The 15,975-nt window shown below is 73.4% G+C and carries 17 protein-coding genes; 4 read left to right on the top strand and 13 right to left on the bottom strand.

What is annotated here, in order from left to right:
- Positions 1–41 precede the first annotated feature (41 nt).
- From BMY61_RS14610 to BMY61_RS14580, 7 genes are all read right to left on the bottom strand, one after another.
- On the bottom strand, positions 42–722 hold the full coding sequence (locus BMY61_RS14610; protein WP_042451160.1) for a response regulator: 681 nt from the start codon (positions 720–722) through the stop codon (positions 42–44).
- Positions 719–2,170 (bottom strand): sensor histidine kinase, encoded by a 1,452-nt coding sequence (locus BMY61_RS14605; RefSeq protein WP_244904210.1) that lies wholly within the window; start codon positions 2,168–2,170, stop codon positions 719–721. Before BMY61_RS14605 ends, BMY61_RS14610 begins: the two co-directional genes overlap by 4 nt.
- Entirely contained in the window at positions 2,167–3,045 is an 879-nt protein-coding gene (locus tag BMY61_RS14600) for an ABC transporter permease (RefSeq protein ID WP_236656120.1), read from the bottom strand. The genes BMY61_RS14605 and BMY61_RS14600 overlap by 4 nt, the downstream gene beginning before the upstream one ends.
- The gene (locus BMY61_RS14595; protein WP_042451157.1) at positions 3,042–3,971 is read right to left on the bottom strand and encodes an ABC transporter ATP-binding protein; all 930 of its coding nucleotides are present in this window, start codon (positions 3,969–3,971) and stop codon (positions 3,042–3,044) included. Before BMY61_RS14595 ends, BMY61_RS14600 begins: the two co-directional genes overlap by 4 nt.
- A 149-nt stretch (positions 3,972–4,120) precedes the next feature.
- Positions 4,121–5,482 carry a uracil-xanthine permease family protein gene (locus BMY61_RS14590; RefSeq protein WP_042451155.1) on the bottom strand — a complete coding sequence of 454 codons (1,362 nt, stop codon included), beginning with the start codon at positions 5,480–5,482 and terminating at the stop codon, positions 4,121–4,123.
- Positions 5,483–5,664: 182 nt separating this feature from the next.
- Positions 5,665–5,814, bottom strand: coding sequence for a DUF6126 family protein (locus tag BMY61_RS46160; protein WP_169791868.1), 150 nt, complete (start codon positions 5,812–5,814; stop codon positions 5,665–5,667).
- Positions 5,815–5,840: 26 nt separating this feature from the next.
- Complete coding sequence (locus BMY61_RS14580; protein ID WP_042451150.1) at positions 5,841–6,191, bottom strand: ArsR/SmtB family transcription factor; 351 nt, start codon at positions 6,189–6,191, stop codon at positions 5,841–5,843.
- 313 nt (positions 6,192–6,504) lie between these two features.
- Between BMY61_RS14580 and BMY61_RS14575 the strand changes: the two genes are divergently transcribed.
- Entirely contained in the window at positions 6,505–7,404 is a 900-nt protein-coding gene (locus BMY61_RS14575; RefSeq protein WP_042451148.1) for a 3-hydroxybutyryl-CoA dehydrogenase, read from the top strand.
- On the opposite strand, the gene BMY61_RS14570 is transcribed toward BMY61_RS14575, so the two are convergent.
- Positions 7,389–7,934, bottom strand: a complete 546-nt coding sequence (locus tag BMY61_RS14570) for a GtrA family protein (RefSeq protein WP_063773300.1) — start codon at positions 7,932–7,934, stop codon at positions 7,389–7,391. The genes BMY61_RS14575 and BMY61_RS14570 overlap by 16 nt on opposite strands.
- Positions 7,935–7,948: 14 nt before the next feature.
- Positions 7,949–9,979: a hypothetical protein gene (locus tag BMY61_RS14565; RefSeq protein ID WP_042451147.1), complete on the bottom strand. Its 2,031-nt coding sequence runs from the start codon at positions 9,977–9,979 to the stop codon at positions 7,949–7,951.
- 364 nt (positions 9,980–10,343) lie between these two features.
- Here BMY61_RS14565 and BMY61_RS14560 point away from each other — a divergent pair, with 364 nt between their 5' ends.
- A complete protein-coding gene (locus BMY61_RS14560) occupies positions 10,344–12,638 on the top strand; it encodes a GH92 family glycosyl hydrolase (protein WP_342342524.1) in 2,295 nt (764 codons plus the stop codon).
- Positions 12,639–12,738: 100 nt separating this feature from the next.
- On the top strand, positions 12,739–13,386 hold the full coding sequence (locus BMY61_RS14555; RefSeq protein WP_042451145.1) for an MOSC domain-containing protein: 648 nt from the start codon (positions 12,739–12,741) through the stop codon (positions 13,384–13,386).
- Here the strand turns inward: BMY61_RS14555 and BMY61_RS14550 are convergent.
- The 4 genes from BMY61_RS14550 to BMY61_RS14535 form a co-directional block, all read right to left on the bottom strand.
- Positions 13,383–13,763, bottom strand: a complete 381-nt coding sequence (locus BMY61_RS14550) for a SpoIIAA family protein (protein ID WP_042451143.1) — start codon at positions 13,761–13,763, stop codon at positions 13,383–13,385. The two genes, BMY61_RS14555 and BMY61_RS14550, sit on opposite strands and share 4 nt — an antisense overlap.
- Positions 13,764–13,832: 69 nt before the next feature.
- Entirely contained in the window at positions 13,833–14,252 is a 420-nt protein-coding gene (locus tag BMY61_RS14545; RefSeq protein WP_042451141.1) for a hypothetical protein, read from the bottom strand.
- Positions 14,249–14,683: a MarR family winged helix-turn-helix transcriptional regulator gene (locus tag BMY61_RS14540; protein ID WP_052438940.1), complete on the bottom strand. Its 435-nt coding sequence runs from the start codon at positions 14,681–14,683 to the stop codon at positions 14,249–14,251. Before BMY61_RS14540 ends, BMY61_RS14545 begins: the two co-directional genes overlap by 4 nt.
- Positions 14,684–14,732: 49 nt before the next feature.
- Positions 14,733–15,419, bottom strand: coding sequence for a hypothetical protein (locus BMY61_RS14535; protein ID WP_042451139.1), 687 nt, complete (start codon positions 15,417–15,419; stop codon positions 14,733–14,735).
- 180 nt (positions 15,420–15,599) lie between these two features.
- On the opposite strand from BMY61_RS14535, the gene paaI reads away from it, so the two are divergent.
- Positions 15,600–15,971 (top strand): hydroxyphenylacetyl-CoA thioesterase PaaI, encoded by a 372-nt coding sequence (gene paaI, locus BMY61_RS14530; RefSeq protein WP_042451304.1) that lies wholly within the window; start codon positions 15,600–15,602, stop codon positions 15,969–15,971.
- Positions 15,972–15,975 lie beyond the last annotated feature (4 nt).

Raw genomic sequence — 15,975 nt, 5'->3', positions numbered from 1 at the left:
GTCGGGTCTGTCCGGAGGTCGGCTCCGCCACGGTCGACGAGCTATGCGCCCGGCTCGTTGGGGTGGGCCAGGCCGGTGTCGTAGGCGAGGATCACCGCGTGGACGCGGTCGCGGGCGCCGAGCTTGGCGAGGACGCGGCCGACGTGCTTCTTCACCGTCGACTCCGTCAGGACCAGGCGCTCGCAGATCTCCTGGTTGGTCCACCCCTGGCCGATGGCCACCAGGACCTCGCGCTCGCGGTCGCTGAGCGAGGCCAACCGCGGGTCCTCGGCCTGCGACGTGTCACCCCCGGGCTGCGGGAGCCGGTGCGCGAAGGTGTCGAGCAGGCGCCGGGTGAGGCCCGGTGCCACGACGGCGTCCCCGGAGGAGACCGCCCGGATGCCCGCCAGCAGTTCCTCGGGCAGCGCGTCCTTGAGCAGGAAGCCGCTGGCGCCGGCACGCAGCGCGGAGTAGGCGTACTCGTCCAGGTCGAAGGTGGTGAGGATGAGGATCCGGGACCGTCCCCCGGAGCCGACGATCCGTCGGGTGGCCTCGATCCCGTCCATGCCCGGCATACGGACGTCCATCAGCACCACGTCCGGCCGCAGTTCGGCGGTCATCCGGACCGCCTCGGCGCCGTGCCCGGCCTCGCCGACGACGGTCATGCCGGGAGTTCCGTCCAGCAGCATGTGGAAGCCCATCCGCTGGAGCGGCTGGTCGTCCGCGATGAGCACAGTGGTCACAGGCGTCCTCCCGGTGGTGTGGCGGAGGGTTCGCCGACGGCCGGCGTGGCGGGTGCTGCCGGGTCGAGCAGGACCTCCACGGTCCAGCCGCCCCCGGGACGCGGCCCCGCGGTGACCGATCCGCCGTACATCGCCGCCCGCTCGCGCATGCCGAGCAGGCCCTTTCCGGCGCCGGTCCCGCCCGGCGAGCGGGGCTGCGCAGGCCGGCCCGGCGGCGGACCGGTGTCCTCGACCCGCACCAGGACCAGTCCGCCCTCGAGGTCCAGCGACACGTACGCGGTCGCGGTGGGCCCGGCGTACTTGAGGGTGTTGGTCAGCGCTTCCTGGACGATCCGGTACACGGCGAGCTGGAGGCCGCGCTCGAGCGAGTCGGGCTCGCCGCAGGTGCGGTAGGTGACCTCGGCCCCGGCCGCCCGGACCCGTTCCAGCAGCACGTCCAGGTCCCCGACACCGGGCTGCGGCGTGAGCTGGGCCTCCGGCTCGTCCCGCAGCACGCCGAGGACGCGCCGCAGCTCACCCAGGGCCTGCCGCCCGGTGCCCGCGACCATCGTCATCGCCTCGGCGCTGCGGGCCGGGTCCGTCGTGGCCAGAGTCGCCGCGCCGTCGGCGAGGCCGACCATGACGGCGAGGTTGTGGCCGACGATGTCGTGCATCTCCCGGGCGACGCGGGTGCGCTCGGCGGCGGCGGCGAGGCGGGTGCGCTGGTCGCGTTCGACCTCCAGGCGCGCGGCGCGCTCCTCCAGGGCGGTGAGCTGTGCGCGCCGGCTGCGGAAGGTGAGTCCCAGGGCCATCGCCGCGGTCGCGGTGCCCAGGAGGAAGAAGAGGTTGAGCCACGGGCTCTGGTCGTCGGTGAAGCGGAAGGCGGCCAGGGTGAAGGCGCCGGCGGTCGTGGCGGCGGCCCACGGCAGGCGGCCCAGGGGGCCGTGCAGGGCGAGGTTGAACAGGGCGATCAGCAGGGCGACGTCGACGCGCTGCCAGACACCGAACGACCACTCGAGCACGACCACCGCGGCGATCACCGCGAACGCGGTGACCGGCGCCCTGCGCCGCCACCACAGCGGCAGCACCAGGGCGAGGTCCAGGGCCAACAGGGCCGGGAGCGGTGGCGTCGCGTTGTGGGTGGCGAAGCCTCCGGTGTCCGGGTGGCCCAGCAGCTCGGGCAGGCCCTGCAGCAGGACGAGGAGCGGCACGGCGGCGTCCAGCAGCCACGGCCGGCGCCGGTCCAGGGCCCTGAGCCGGCGCTGCCAGTGCAGCAGCCGGTGGAGCAGGGGGTGCGTCGGGGCGAGCGGGGGAGCGGTCGGCGGTGCGTGGCTCATCAGGTCCATGGTCGCCCCGTCGGGCGCTCTGTGCCGTCCCCGCGCCGTGCGACCGTCCGGCTCCGGGTGCTCGCGGGGGCGGCGGTCGCGGGCGTCGCGGGTGGCCGCGGGGTCGGACGAGCGCAGGGTCACACGTCGGTCCTGGTCAGACGGAAGGCCGCGCCGCCGAGCACCAGCGCCGCCCAGCCCGCGAGGACCGCGAGACCGGCCCCGGGGCTCAGCAGACCCGCGGTGTGGTGCAGGGTCGTCACGGCGTCGGCCGCGTTGCTGGGCAGATAGGGGGTGATGTGGCCGGCGACCGAAGCGGGCAGCAGCGAGACCAGCCCGGGGAGGATCATCATGCCGCCGATCAGGGCGGTGATGCCGCCGGCGACGGAGCGCAGCAGTGCGCCGAGGCCCACTCCCAGGACACCGGCCAGGGCGAGGTAGAGGCCGGCGCCGACCAGGCAGCGCAGCACCCCGTGGGCGGTCAGCGACAACGCGGCCGAGGTCCCGGCGAGTGCCGTGCCGCCGAGCAGGAAGGCGACGAGGGCGGCGACGGTGGTGGCGGCGAACGCGACGACGCCGTAGACCGCGGCCTTGGACCACAGGACCGGCAGACGCTTCGGCACGGCCGCCAGCGTGGAGCGGATCATGCCGGTGCTGTACTCGCCGGCCGAGACCAGCACGCCGAGGACCCCGATCGCCAGCATGGTGGGCGTGAGACCGGACAGTGCCAGGCCCACGCCGTCCGAGGCCGAGCCGAACAGGTGTCCCGTTCCGGCCGCGGCCGGATGGAACGAGGAGGAGGCGATCATCCCGAAGACGACCAGGACCAGGGCGCCGATGCCCAGGGTCGCCCGACTGGAGCGCAGCGACCAGAACTTGCCCCATTCGGAGCGCAGCACTCGGCGCCCGGTCACGCGTGCTCCGGACAGGTCGTCGGCCCGGTCGGCTCCGGTGCCGGTTCCGATGCCGGTGGCGTCGGGGCCGGCAGGGGCGGCAGGAGGAGCGGTCAGGAGGGTCATGCGATGCTCCGGAGGGTGTCGGCGGCGCTCTGGTACTCCACGGCGTCGCGGGTGAGGTCCATGAACGCCTGCTCCAACGAGACGTTCTGGGGGGCGAGTTCGTACAGGGTGATGCCGTTGTCGGCGGCGGTCGAGCCGATCCGCCGGGCGTCCGCGCCGGTGACGTGCAGGGCCTCGGAGCCGGGCGAGCCGGTGACGGCCACCCCGGGCCCGGCCAGCAGGTCGCGCAGCCTGGCGGGTTCGGAGGTCAGCACGCGCACGCCGTTGCCGCCCGCCCGGGCGACCAGCTCGTCCACGGTGGTGTCGGCCAGCAGCTTGCCCCGGCCGATGACGACGAGGTGGTCGGCGATCTGGGCCGTCTCGCTCATCAGGTGCGAGGAGAGCAACACGGTGCGGCCCTGGTCCGCGAGGGTGCGCAGCAGGTTGCGTACCCAGAGCACGCCTTCCGGATCCAGGCCGTTGACCGGTTCGTCGAGCATCACCACCTGGGGGTCGCCCAGCAGGGCGGCGGCGATGCCGAGCCGCTGTCCCATGCCGAGCGAGAAGGCGCCGACCCTCTTCTTCGCCACGTCCCGCAGGCCGGCGAGCTCGATGACCTCGTGCACGCGGCGCCTGGGGATGCCGTGGGTGTGCGCCTGCGCCATCAGGTGGTCGAAGGCGGAACGCCCAGGATGGACCGACCGGGCCTCCAACAGGGCGCCGATCTGCCGCAGGGGGGCGGCGTGCTCGACGTAGCGGCGGCCGTTGACGGTGACCGATCCGCTGGTCGGGCTGGACAGCCCGATGATCATCCGCATGGTGGTGGACTTGCCCGCCCCGTTCGGGCCGAGGAAGCCGGTGACGGCGCCCGGCCGGGCGGTGAAGTCCAGCCGGTCCACCACGGTCTTGTCCCCGTACCGCTTGGTGAGCTCGCGTACCTCGATCATCGGTGGCGCCTTTCGCATCCGCTCCGGCCGTTCCGGAACCTGATGCCTCCACGCTAGGAGCGCGGGATCGCCGGTCCCTGGTACCGAGGCGTGCTCTTCGGCAAGGGCACTGGTACCGGGGTACACCGCCCGCCGGTGACCCGGCAGAGCTACCGGTCCGCAGCAGCCGGTTCGGTGGGCTGTTGCGGGCTTCTGAGGTGGGCGGGGGCGAGCGCACGCAGGGAGTGGTAGCCGGTGAGGGTGACGATGGTGCCGAGTGCGATGCCACCGAGTTCGAAGTTGTCGCTGATGTGGAGGGTGACGCCGCCGGCGCCGATGACGATGCCGGTGGCGCAGGGGATGAGGTTGACGGGGTTGGTGAGGTCGACGCGGTTGCGGATCCAGATCTGGGCGCCGAGGAGGCCGATCATGCCGTAGAGGACGACGGTGATGCCGCCGAGGACGCCGCCGGGGATGGCGGCGACGATGGCGCCGAACTTGGGGCAGAGGCCGAAGAGGAGCGCGAAGCAGGCGGCGGCCCAGTAGGCGGCGGTGGAGTAGACGCGGGTGGCGGCCATGACGCCGATGTTCTCCGCGTAGGTGGTGGTGGCGCCGCCGCCGACGGCGGTGGACAGGACCGTGGCAGCCCCGTCCGCGGCGATCGCCGTGCCCATCTTCGAGTCGAGCTCGGCGCCGGTCATCTCACTGACCGCCTTGACGTGGCCCGTGTTCTCGGCGACGAGGGCGATCACGACAGGAAGGGCGACCAGAATCGCCGACCCGGAGAAGTGCGGAGCGTGGAGGTCGGGGAAGCCGATCCACTTGGCCGGGCGGACTCCTGACAGGTCGAGTCGCCAGTGGTCCGTCACCTTCCCTGAGCCGTCAGCAGAGTGGATCTTTCCGAGGATCCGGTCCAGGCTCCACGACAGCGCATAGCCGAACGCCAGTCCCAGGAAGATCGCGATGCGTGAGGCGAAGCCGCGGAGTGCCACCAGGAACAAGCCGGTCGCGAGCATCGTCGCGAGGGCGGTCCACTGGTCCTGGGGCCAGTAGGTTCCCGCGGTGACCGGGGCCAGATTGAATCCGATCAGCATGACGACCGCGCCGGTGACCACGGGCGGCAGGATCGTCTGAATGATGTGTGCCCCACCCCGCTGCACGATGACGCCGAACAGGGCGAGAACCAGGCCGACGACCAGCATGGCTCCGGTGATCTCGGCGGTCGAGCCGCCCTGGGCGCGGATCGTCGCCGCGGCCCCGACGAAGGACAGGCTGGCTCCCAGATAGCTGGGGATCGCGCCGCGTGTGATGACCAGGAACAGCATCGTCGCGATACCGGACATCATCACGGTCAGATTGGGGTTGAGCCCCATGAGGATCGGGGCGACGTAGCATGCGCCGATCATCGACGCGACGTGCTGTGCCCCCAGGCCGATGGTGCGTCCCCAGCTCAGCCGCTCCCAGGGCTTGACGACCTCGCCCGATCGGATGTGCTTGCCGTCGCCATGGAGAGTCCAGCCGAACCTGGGCATGCCTGTGTCACCGCTCTCGTTGCAAGGTGGGCGCCGATGGCCACGTCACAAGCCTGGTCCGTCGGTGCGGCCGACGGGCGCAGTCGGGCCAGCGCGGACGCCGAGATCCCCCAGCTGGAGCAGCGTGGTCAGGGCTTGCCGGGGCCCGGTGCGAAACGGATCGTTTCGCACCGGACGGTACGTCACTGGCGGTGCGAGCCCACGTAGAAGAGGAGCATCACGAACGCGGCGAAGACATGGAAGCCGATGACGTAGATGAACGCGCGGATCCACACGCCCCTGTTGGCGCGGCGGCCGCTGCCCTCGGTGGTCTCTTCCGGTCGGGCGGTCATCGGGGTGGGCTCCTCCGGCTGGGTGGTCATCGTTGGCGCGCCGGGACGGGCTCGGTCGCGCGGAGCTCGGCCAGCAGGTCCTGCTGGCCGGCGATCAGCTCGGTGAGGATGCGGCGGGCGGCGCCCAGGAGCTCGGCCACGTCGGGGCCGGCCAGGGAGTAGACGACGGTGTCGGCCTCCCGGACGGAGGTGACGATGCCGGAGCGGCGCAGCACGGCCAGTTGCTGGGAGAGGTTCGAGCGCTCGACCTCGATCGCGGCGAGCAGGTCGCGCACGGGCATCGGCCCCTCCTGGAGCAGCTCCAGCACGCGGATGCGCACGGGGTGGCCGAGCATGCGGAAGAACTCCGCCTTGGCCTGGTACAGCGGGACCGGCACGGTTCTCGCTCCTTCGTCTCGCGCGCGTGGTGTGCAGCATCGCAGCAATTGAAGACATCTTCAATTCGCCGTCATGTCGGAGCGTGCCGGAGGACCGCCGGTGGTGACACTCAGTACCCTCCGGTAGGGATGGCCGCGAAGCCGAGGGTGGCGTAGTTACCCGCAAGTAGCCAGGTCAGTCAGTAGATTCCGGGCGCCTGGAGGGTGTGGCTGATCGGGGTACTGAGTGCCTTGCCCGGTGACACTGAGTACCGTACAGTCGCGTCCGGAACGCACACCCGAGCCACTGTGGCGCGGCGGCGGAGAGGGAGTCATGGCTGACACGACACTGGCGGCGGCGGGAACGGCACCCGGGATCGAGCGGGTCGGCGTGGTCGGCTGCGGCCAGATGGGCGCCGGGATCGCCGAGGTCTGCGCCCGCTCCGGGCTGGACGTCCTGGTCGCCGAGGCCGACGCCGAGGCCGTCCGACGCGGCGAGGAGCGTATAGCGGCGTCCTTGGCCCGCGCGGTACGCGCGGGCAAGCTCACCGAGCAGGAGGCCGCCGACGCCGCCGCGCGCCTGCGCTACACCGCCGACCTGGGCGACCTGGCCGACCGTCAGCTGGTCGTGGAGGCCGTGGCCGAGATCGAGGAGGTCAAGGCCGAGGTCCTGGCCAAGCTCGACGCGATCGTCGCCGACCCGGACGCCATCCTGGCCACCAACACCTCGTCGATCCCGATCATGCGCCTGGGCACCGCCACCTCGCGCCCCGCGCAGGTCATCGGCATCCACTTCTTCAACCCCGTGCCGGTGCTGCCGCTGGTCGAGCTGGTTCCCTCGTTGCTCACCTCCGAGACCACCAAGGCCCGGGCGCAGCACTTCGTCGTCGACCAGCTCGGCAAGCACGCGGTTCCGGCCCGGGACCGGGCCGGGTTCGTGGTCAACGCCCTGCTGATCCCGTACCTGCTCTCCGCCGTGCGGATGGCCGAGTCCGGCTTCGCCGCGCCCGAGGACATCGACGCGGGCATGGTCATGGGCTGTGCCCACCCGATGGGTCCGCTCCGGCTCGCCGACCTGATCGGCCTGGACACCGTCCGGGCGGCGGCGGAGGCGATGTACGAGGAGTTCAAGGAGCCCCTCTACACCCCGCCGGCGCTGCTGCTGCGCATGGTCGAGGCGGGCCGGCTCGGCCGGAAGACCGGCCGCGGGTTCTACGACTACACCGCCGCCTGATCCACCCGGTCGTGAGCGGCGGGCCCGGGCACGGCCGCTGCGGATCCGGTCGCGTCGGGGGTGGCGGCTTCCGGCACGGGGGCCGCCCGGAACACCCAGGTGCGGTAGCCGATCAGCCGGAAGACGGTGGCGCCCGCCATGCCGACGACGCTGCCCGAGATGTTGTCCGCCAGCAGCCCGGTGAAGCCGAGCAGGTAGTGCGAGACCGCCAGGCAGCACAGCTGGATCAGCAGGCCGCCGATGCTGACCAGCACGAAGAGCGTGAACTCCCGGTACACGGGAGCCGCCGCCGCGCGCCCGACGGTCCGCTCCCGGTAGGTCCACCAGCGGTTCCCCGCGTAGGCGACGGCCGTCGCCGCGGTCAGCGAGACGGCCTTCGCCGACAGCGGCCCGGCGCCCGCACCGGCCCGCAGCAGGTTGAACAGCACCACGTCCGTGGCGTACCCCGCCGCGCCGACCACGCCGAAGCGCGCCAGCTCGGGCAGGAGCCGGAGCCACCGGTCGCGCGGGAGCAGCTGGGAGAGGGGCATCGTGCGTCCTACTTTCAGTCGGCGTGAGCGGGGACGTGGAGCCGCAGTCCGCAGTCGGTGCTGTTCCTCGGAGCCACCGGGGTGAGCAGGTCCGCGGCCGCGTCGACCCGCCGCCCGAACCGGCTGGAGCAGGTCGTGTAGAGGTAGCCGACCCGCTGTCGCCCGAGCCGGGCGACCGCGCCGGCCGGGCTGCCGCAGTGGCCCAGGTCGAGCAGCCGGCGCTGGTAGTGCGGACCGATCAGCAACATCGGGAACCAGTTCTCGGGGACGTCCTCGTCGCAGAAACCGATGACGGCGTTGTCCGGGAGGGCCCTGACGGGCGCGTCGCCGGCCCAGATCCCGGCGCGGGCCCGGTCCTGGGAGGGCGCGGCGGCCAGTCGGGCCGTGGCCACCGCGTCGAGCTGGGCCGGGTCCTCGATCGTGCGGTAGGTCGACCAGCGGAACCCGGACACCAGGCCCGCGCACGCGGCCACCGTGACCGCCGTCGCCGACACGGCGACCGCGGCGCGGTGCAGCGCCCGGCTCCGGCTCCCGCTCCGTCGACCGGAACCCGCGGCGCCGGAACCCGCGGCGTCGGAACCCCCGGCGTCGGACTTCTCGTCGGCCGGACGGCCGCACAGCACGGCGAAGGCGACCGCGCCCGCCGCCACGAGCGGAATCGTGTACCGGGCGTACCAGGCCCCCGGCGTGGCGAGCGTGCCGAGCAGCAGTGGCAGCACCACGCCGAACGCGGCGAGCCGCAGCCGCGGCACGCGCACCGCCCGCGCCAGCAGCACCACCGCGGCCGGGAACAGCACGAGCAGCCAACCCAGGCCGAGCAGACCGGTGTTGGCGACGTACCAGTGCGGCCGGTCCATCGCGTCGAACGCGTCCCACCAGGAGAGGAACACCTGCACCGGCGGGGCGGCGCCGCGCCAGGCGCGCGGCAGGTAGGTGTCGACGAGGTCGTACATCGTCATCGGCCCCTGGAACGGGCCCAGTTGCAGCGGCCAGAAGGGCGATCCCCAGGCACGCCAGGCGAGGACGTACCAGAACCCGCCCACCAGCGCGGCGGGCCCGGCCACCAGCAGGCCCGCGCGCAGCGGATGGCGACGGCGGCACAGCCACAGTGCGACGGGCAGCGCCGCCGCGAGCAGGTAGGCGTTGGCGGGCTTGATCCCCAGCCCGAGCCCGAACAGCGCCCCGGCGAACACCAACAGCCGTGCCGGTGCCGGGGATCCGTCCCCTGATGCGCGGGCGACCGGGCCGCACGCGGCGAGCAGCACGGACCACGCCGCCACCGGGACGGCCGCGCGGGCGATGTCGTTGTAGGCCATGCCCAGCTGTGCCACCACGACCGGCGTGAGCAGCACCACGCACGCGGCGCACCACGCGGTGCCGCGGGCCGCGCCCAGGCGCCGCGACAGCGCGTACACGGCGAGCAGCAGCAGGACGGCGAAAGGAAGTTGGGTCAGCGCGACCAGGCTGGTGTCGTGCGTGAAGACCGAGAGGAAGGCGCCCACCAGCTCGGTGTCGCGCGGGTAGCTGTCGGAGACGACCGTCCAGCCGACGGCGCGCACCGGTGAGAGGTGGTCGATCGGGGCAGCCAGGCCGCCGGTGCGGACCCAGCCGGCGACGCTGACGAGGTGGTACCAGAGGCTGTCGATGTCACGCGGCGGCAGTCGCACCGCGAGGACCGCCTCGAAGCCGCAGACCGTGGCGGTTGCCGCGCTGACCGTCCAGACGAGCGGCGCGCGCAGCGGTCCGCGCCACCGCGCCGGCGCCCGCAGCAGGGCCGTGCCGGCAGCTGCGCGCTCCCGCGCCCCCGGCAGCAGCCGCAGCGTGGCGACCGTCGTCGCGAGGCAGCCGACGAGCGTCAGCAGCAGCGGGACCGGCCGGAACCAGCCGACCAGCAGCAGCGCCTTCTCGGACACCGTCACCGTCAACAGCGCTGCGCCGAGCGCGGCGGTGAACAGCTCTCCGCGCGACCGGAAGCCCACGGCCAGGGCGACGAGCAGCCCCACCGCGAGCACGACCAGCCACGCGGCGACGGTCAGCGCGACCACGAACCATCCTCCAGCGTCCTTGTCCGACGCCTCATCATGGTCGGCCCGGGCACAGGTTCAACGAGCACACGCCCGCAGCGGGCGCGCCGCCCACCCGAACCGGTGAACGGTCCTCGCGCGGTCCTGACGCCGGTCCGACCAGCGGTTCTTCGTCCACCCAGGTCAACGCGGGCACACGTTCGGGGGAGCGGCGTGCGCTCGGCGCGGCGCGCTCCCCGTACGGCACGGTGCGCCGACCTAGCCTGCGGTCTCCGGGCGGTGACACCACGTCGGGAGTCGCGGTCGGATGCCGCGGGCGTGAGAGCCGCGAACGAAGGGGGCGTGATCGCGCGTGCTGCGCACGGGACGGGTCGGCCTTGCGGGGATGATGGCCGCAGGCCTCGTGCTGGGGGCAGTGACCGCACCCGCACAGGCCGTACCGCGGTCCGGGTGGTCCGGGCCGTCCGCGATCTCGGCGGCGTCGGTGGCGTCGGCGCCGGCGTTCGCGCGTGGTTTCCACGAGGATCCGACCGCGCTCGTGAATCCGTTCGTCGGCACCGGCCGCGGCGGGCGCTGGGTCGGGCGGATCGACACCTTCCCGGGCGCCACCGTGCCCTTCGGGATGGTGCAGTGGAGCCCCGACACACCCTCACGCCCGGACGGCGGCGGCTACGCCTACGGCGACAGCGCCGTCCGCGGCTTCAGCCTCACCCACCTGTCCGGGCCGGGCTGCCCGATCGCCGGGGACGTGCCCGTCCTGCCCCTCGCGGGCGGCGCGCCCGCCCGCCCGGCCGCGGCCACCGTCCCGCTCGACCACCGTCGCGAGACCGCCCGGCCCGGCTACTACGCCGTGACCGCGGCCGGGGTCCGCACCGAGCTCAGCGCCACCACGCACACCGGCTCGGCCCGCTTCACCTATCCGCGCGGGGCGTCCTCGGGTGTGCTGCTGGTGGACGCGGCGGGAGGGGCGACGGCGACGAGCGGGGCCCTCGTCCGGGCCGTCGGCGACCGCGAGCTGATCGGCCAGGTGACCTCCGGCCACTTCTGCGGCGCACCGCACGCGACCACCCTGCACTTCGCGTTCCGCTCCGACCGGCCGTTCCGGACCGCGCTCTGGCCGGCCACCCGGCACGGCGCCGCACCCGGCGCCACGTTGACCTTCGACACCCGCCGCGACCCTTTCGTGCGTCTCCAGGTCGGCCTCTCCTACGTCGACGCGGCCGGTGCCGAGGCCAATCTGCAAGCGGAGGCGAGCAGTTGGGACGTCCACGCGGTGGCCGGGCGAGCCCGCGAGGACTGGCGCCGCGCGTTGGACGCGATCCGCGTCGACGGCGGCAGCCGCGCCCGGCGGGCCACCTTCTACACCGCGCTCTACCACTCCCTGCTCCACCCGGCGACGTTCAGCGACGCCGACGGCCGCTACCGGGGCTTCGACGGACAGGTCCACCAGGTCCCGGCGGGCCACGTCCAGTACGCCGACGTCTCCGGCTGGGACGTCTACCGCTGCCAGATCCCGTTGCTGGCCTGGCTCTTCCCCGGCCGGGCCGACGACCTTGCCAACTCGCTGCTCGCCGACGCCGACCAGGGCGGCTGGCTGCCCAAGTGGCCGTACGCCGACGGCTACACGGGCGTCATGAACGGCGACCCGTCCGACGCCGTCCTCGCCGAGATCCAGGCCCTCGGCGACCAGGGCTTCGACGCGGGCCACGCCCTGCAGCTGATGGTGCACGGAGCGGAGGACCTAGGCGACCCGCCCGGCCAGGGCTGGTACGTCGAACGCCCCGGCGAGGCCCGCTACCTGCAGCTCGGCTACGTGCCCAACGACCACACCGACTCCACCTCGCACGTCCACAACGGCGCCTCCACCACGCTCGAGTACGCCGTCGCGGACTTCGCGATCTCGCGCCTCGCCGCGTCCGTCGGCGACACCGACACCGCGGGGCGCTTCCGCGACCGCTCCCGCAACTGGCACAACCTCTTCGACCCCGCCACCGGCTACCTGCGCCCGCGTGACGGGTCCGGCGCCTTCCCGCCCGGACCGGCTCTGGACCTGCACGACGGCCGCGCCCAGGACGGCTTCCAGGAGGGCAACGCCGCGCAGTACCTGTGGATGGTCCCGCACGACCTCCCGGCCCTGGTCGACAGCCTCGGTGGCGCGGGCCGGGCCAACTCCCGCCTGGACGCCTACTTCACCCGCCTGAACGCCGGACCCGGCGAGCCCTACCACTGGCAGGGCAACGAGCCCGGCTTCGGCACTCCCTGGCTCTACGACAGCACCGGCCGCCCCGACCGCACCCAGACCGTCGTCCGCGCCATCCTCGACCAGCTGTTCGCCGACACCCCCGACGGCGAACCCGGCAACGACGACCTCGGCGCGATGTCCTCCTGGTACGTCTGGGCCGCGCTCGGTCTCTACCCGCAGACACCGGGCACGCCGACGCTCGCGCTCTCCACCCCGCTCTTCCCGCGCGCCGTCGTCCACCGCGGCGGCCGCGCCGACCTCACCATCACCACCCACGGCTCAGGCCCCCACATCGCCGCCCTCACGCGCGACGGCTCCCCGAGCCACAGCACCTGGACCGACGCCCTGGCCACCGACCGCCTCGACTACACCCTGACCACGGACCGCACCCCTTCCTGGGGCACCGACTCCTCCGACGCGCCCCCCGCCTATCCGTGACGCGCGCCACGGCTTCGCCGAGCCGGGCCGGGCCGAGCCGGGCCGGGCCGGGCCGGGAATTGAGTCGCGCCGCGGGAACGGGGTCCGTAGCGTCGTCCGGGTGAAGCTGCTCTCCGTGAACGTCGGTCACCCGCGTCCCAACCCGTGGAAGGGACTTCGGGCCACCGGTATCGACAAGCGGCCCGTCGACGGCCCCGTCGCCGTCCGCGTCCCCGGCCCCAAGGGCGCCGGGGAGGTGGGTCTCGCGGGGGACCGTGCCTACGACGTGAAGCACCACGGCGGCGTGGACCAGGCCGTCTACGCCTATGCGCGCGAGGACCTGGACGGCTGGGAGTCCGAGCTCGGCCGGCCGTTGGCGAACGGCGTCTTCGGGGAGAACCTCACCACGCTCGGCGTCGACGTCAACGGCGCGCTGGTCGGCGAGCGGTGGCGGCTCGGCCCGGAGGTGGTGCTCGAGGTCTCCTGCCCGCGCATTCCCTGCGGGACGTTCCAGGGGTGGCTGGAGCGCGACGGCTGGATCAAGCGCTTCACCCGGGCCGCGCTCCCGGGCGCCTACCTGCGGGTGGTCACCCCGGGCGTGATCGAGTCCGGCGCGCCGGTCGAGATCCTCGACCGTCCCGACCACGACGTCTCCGTCGCTCTCGTCTTCCGCGCGGTCACCCTCGAACCGGAGCTCCTGCCACGGCTGCTCGCGGCCCGGGCGCTGCCGGATGAGGTCCTGGAGACGGCGCGCGGGCGCACCGCCTAGTTCGAGGCCTGGTCCGGGCCGGGTTCCGCCGCCCAGGCGATCGCGGACTGCTGCTCGGCGAGCGGGAAGACCTTCGTCTCGCCCGGGATCATCCAGCCGAAGAGGCCGGTCAGGTTGCTGATCCAGGCGATGTCGGTGACGACGGCGATGCGCTTCCAGCCGCGCAGGTGTTCCATGCCGAGCTTGAGGTCGTCCTTCACGGCCCCGCCGGTCATGCCGTGGAACTCCTCGATCACCAGGACGCAGCGGATCGGGCCCACCTGGGTGGCCTGCTCCACTGCCGGGGCCAGCACCTGCTGGTAGTCCTCGGCGGCGAGCTTGGTGTGGATCTTGAAACCGATGACGCCCTCGGGCAGGTTCTCCAGCTTCTCGATCACGGTGTGCTCCGTTCCGTCGGGGTGCGAGCAGACCGCTCCACGCTAACCGCGCCCGTGTTGCGGCGCCCGTCAGGTGTGCTGCCAGGGGAACGGTGCGAGATCGGGCTCGACCCACCCTGTGCGAGCGGCATCACCGGCCAGAGTCGCCGGGCGGTAGAAGCGGGAGAGCAGCGTCCTGTCGAGCAGTTCGGGACTGGACCGGGCGAACGCGTCGAACGAGTCGGCGGCCTCCGCCAAGGCTGCGGCGTGGTGGGCGACCAGCTCGACCCAGGCCCGGGTCATGGTGACGTGGAACTTCTGCGGGGCGCCGGCGGCCGTCGCCGTCGCGCGGATGCCCTCGCCGACCACGTCCGCAGCGGTGGACACCCCGTGGCGGCGCACCGCCAGCCAGGTGAGCTGCACGTGCTGCCGGTGGCCGAAGCGCTCCGCCCCGGCCATCACCTCGCCCATCAGCGCCTGGAACTCGGGGGAGGGGGAGACAGTGTTCATGACGACACCTCCGTCAGTGCCTGCAGGACCTGGTGGAACCCGGCGACCGCCTCCGGCGGGAGTCCGGCCAGCGCGCGCCGCTCCAGTGCGCCGAAGGTCGCCCGCACCTGCCCGGCGGCGGCGCGTCCGGCGGGCGTCAGCTCGACCACCACGGCCCGCCGGTCGCCGGCCCGGGCCCCGCGCGTGACGAGACCCCGGCGCTCCAGCCGGTCGAGCACGCTGGTCAGCGTCGTCGGCCGGGCCCCGACCGCCGCGCCGAGCTGGGACACCGTGCGAGGTGCTCCGTCGGCGAGGTTGGCCAGCGCGTTGATCTCGGAGGCGGTCATCTCGAGAGCGGCGAGCTCGCCGGTGATCAGCTGCAGCGTCGCGTGTGTCGCCCGTTGCAGGGCGAGCAGCGGCGAGGGGTCGGCGGGCACGGTGTCGATTCTCACGATTTCGGATACTACGATTTCGGAGTATCAAAAGCAAAAGACCGAGGGTTCACAGGGTGGCCGAACGCCGGGAGGGTCGGCTGCCGACGAGGAACGAGGACGAGGGGGTGGGACTCGGCACGGACGGCGACGCCGCTCCCGGCACGGTCGCGTGGTGGCGCAGGACGGCGGTGATGGTGCGGAATGCGTAGACGGCCGTCAGGGCGGCGCCCAGTCCGAGGAAGGGAAGGACGATCGAGCGGCTGGCGGGGGTCGGGGCGAGGGCGTCCCAGACGAAGACCGCGAGGGCGGCCATCATGCCGAAGGTGCCCAGCAGGACGGCCGTCGCCGCCAGCAGGTACCCGAAGGCCGTTCCGGTGACCGAATCGCCCGCCGCGCCGGTGCCGCCCGCCGCACAGGCGGCGTAGATGACCGGGGCGAGCGCGGCGGCTGCCGTGAAGACCAGGAACAGGACGAAGACGGTGGCGTCGGCGGAGCCGGTGCTGAGCACCCCGCCGCTGAAGGTGAGCCGGGACCACATCGAGGTCAGCACGCCGGTCACCACGGTGATGTTGGTCAGCCAGCTGTCGCCCGCCGTCCAGGCGTCGCCTGCGGTGACCCACCAGCGCCAGCCCGCGCGCACGTCGCCCTCGGCCCGCGCCGCCCACGCGGCAAGGACGGTGGCGACCGCGCCGCCGAGGCTGCCCAGGCAGACCCAGGCCACGTCCAGGCCGGGGAGCAGAGAGGTGTCGGCCATCCCGCCATTGTCGGACACGGCCGCGCGCGGGCAGGGCTGCCCGGGGCGCGCGCCCGGGTGATGTCGCGCGGCGGATACCCTCCAGCCATGACCGCCCCGATCCCCGCCGACGCCCCCGACAACCGTGACGGCGCCGACAACCGTGACGGCGCCGACACCGGCCTCGCCGCCGCTCGCGCCATGCTCGCCGCCGACACCGCCTCCGCCGCGCTCGGCATCCACCTCGACGAACTGGCCCCGGGCCGTGCCGTGCTGCGGATGAAGGTCACCGCGGCCATGGTCAACGGCCACCGGATCGGCCACGGCGGCTACGTCTTCCTGCTCGCGGACTCGGCCTTCGCCTGTGCCTGCAACACGTACGGGCCGGTCACCGTGGCGGCCGGGGCGGACATCGTCTTCGTGGCGCCGGTCCTGGAGGGCGACGAACTGGTCGCCACCGCCGAGGAGCGCACCCGTTACGGGCGCAGCGGCGTCTACGACGTGACCGTCCGTCGCGGCGACGAGGTCGTGGCCGAGTTCCGCGGGCGCAGCCGCAGCCTCAAGCACGGCTGAGCCG

Source organism: Streptacidiphilus jiangxiensis (genome assembly GCF_900109465.1).
GTDB classification, from domain to species: Bacteria; Actinomycetota; Actinomycetes; order Streptomycetales; family Streptomycetaceae; genus Streptacidiphilus; species Streptacidiphilus jiangxiensis.
The sequence above is the reverse complement of the archived record's forward strand: the minus strand, read 5'-3'. Positions and strand labels throughout refer to the sequence as shown.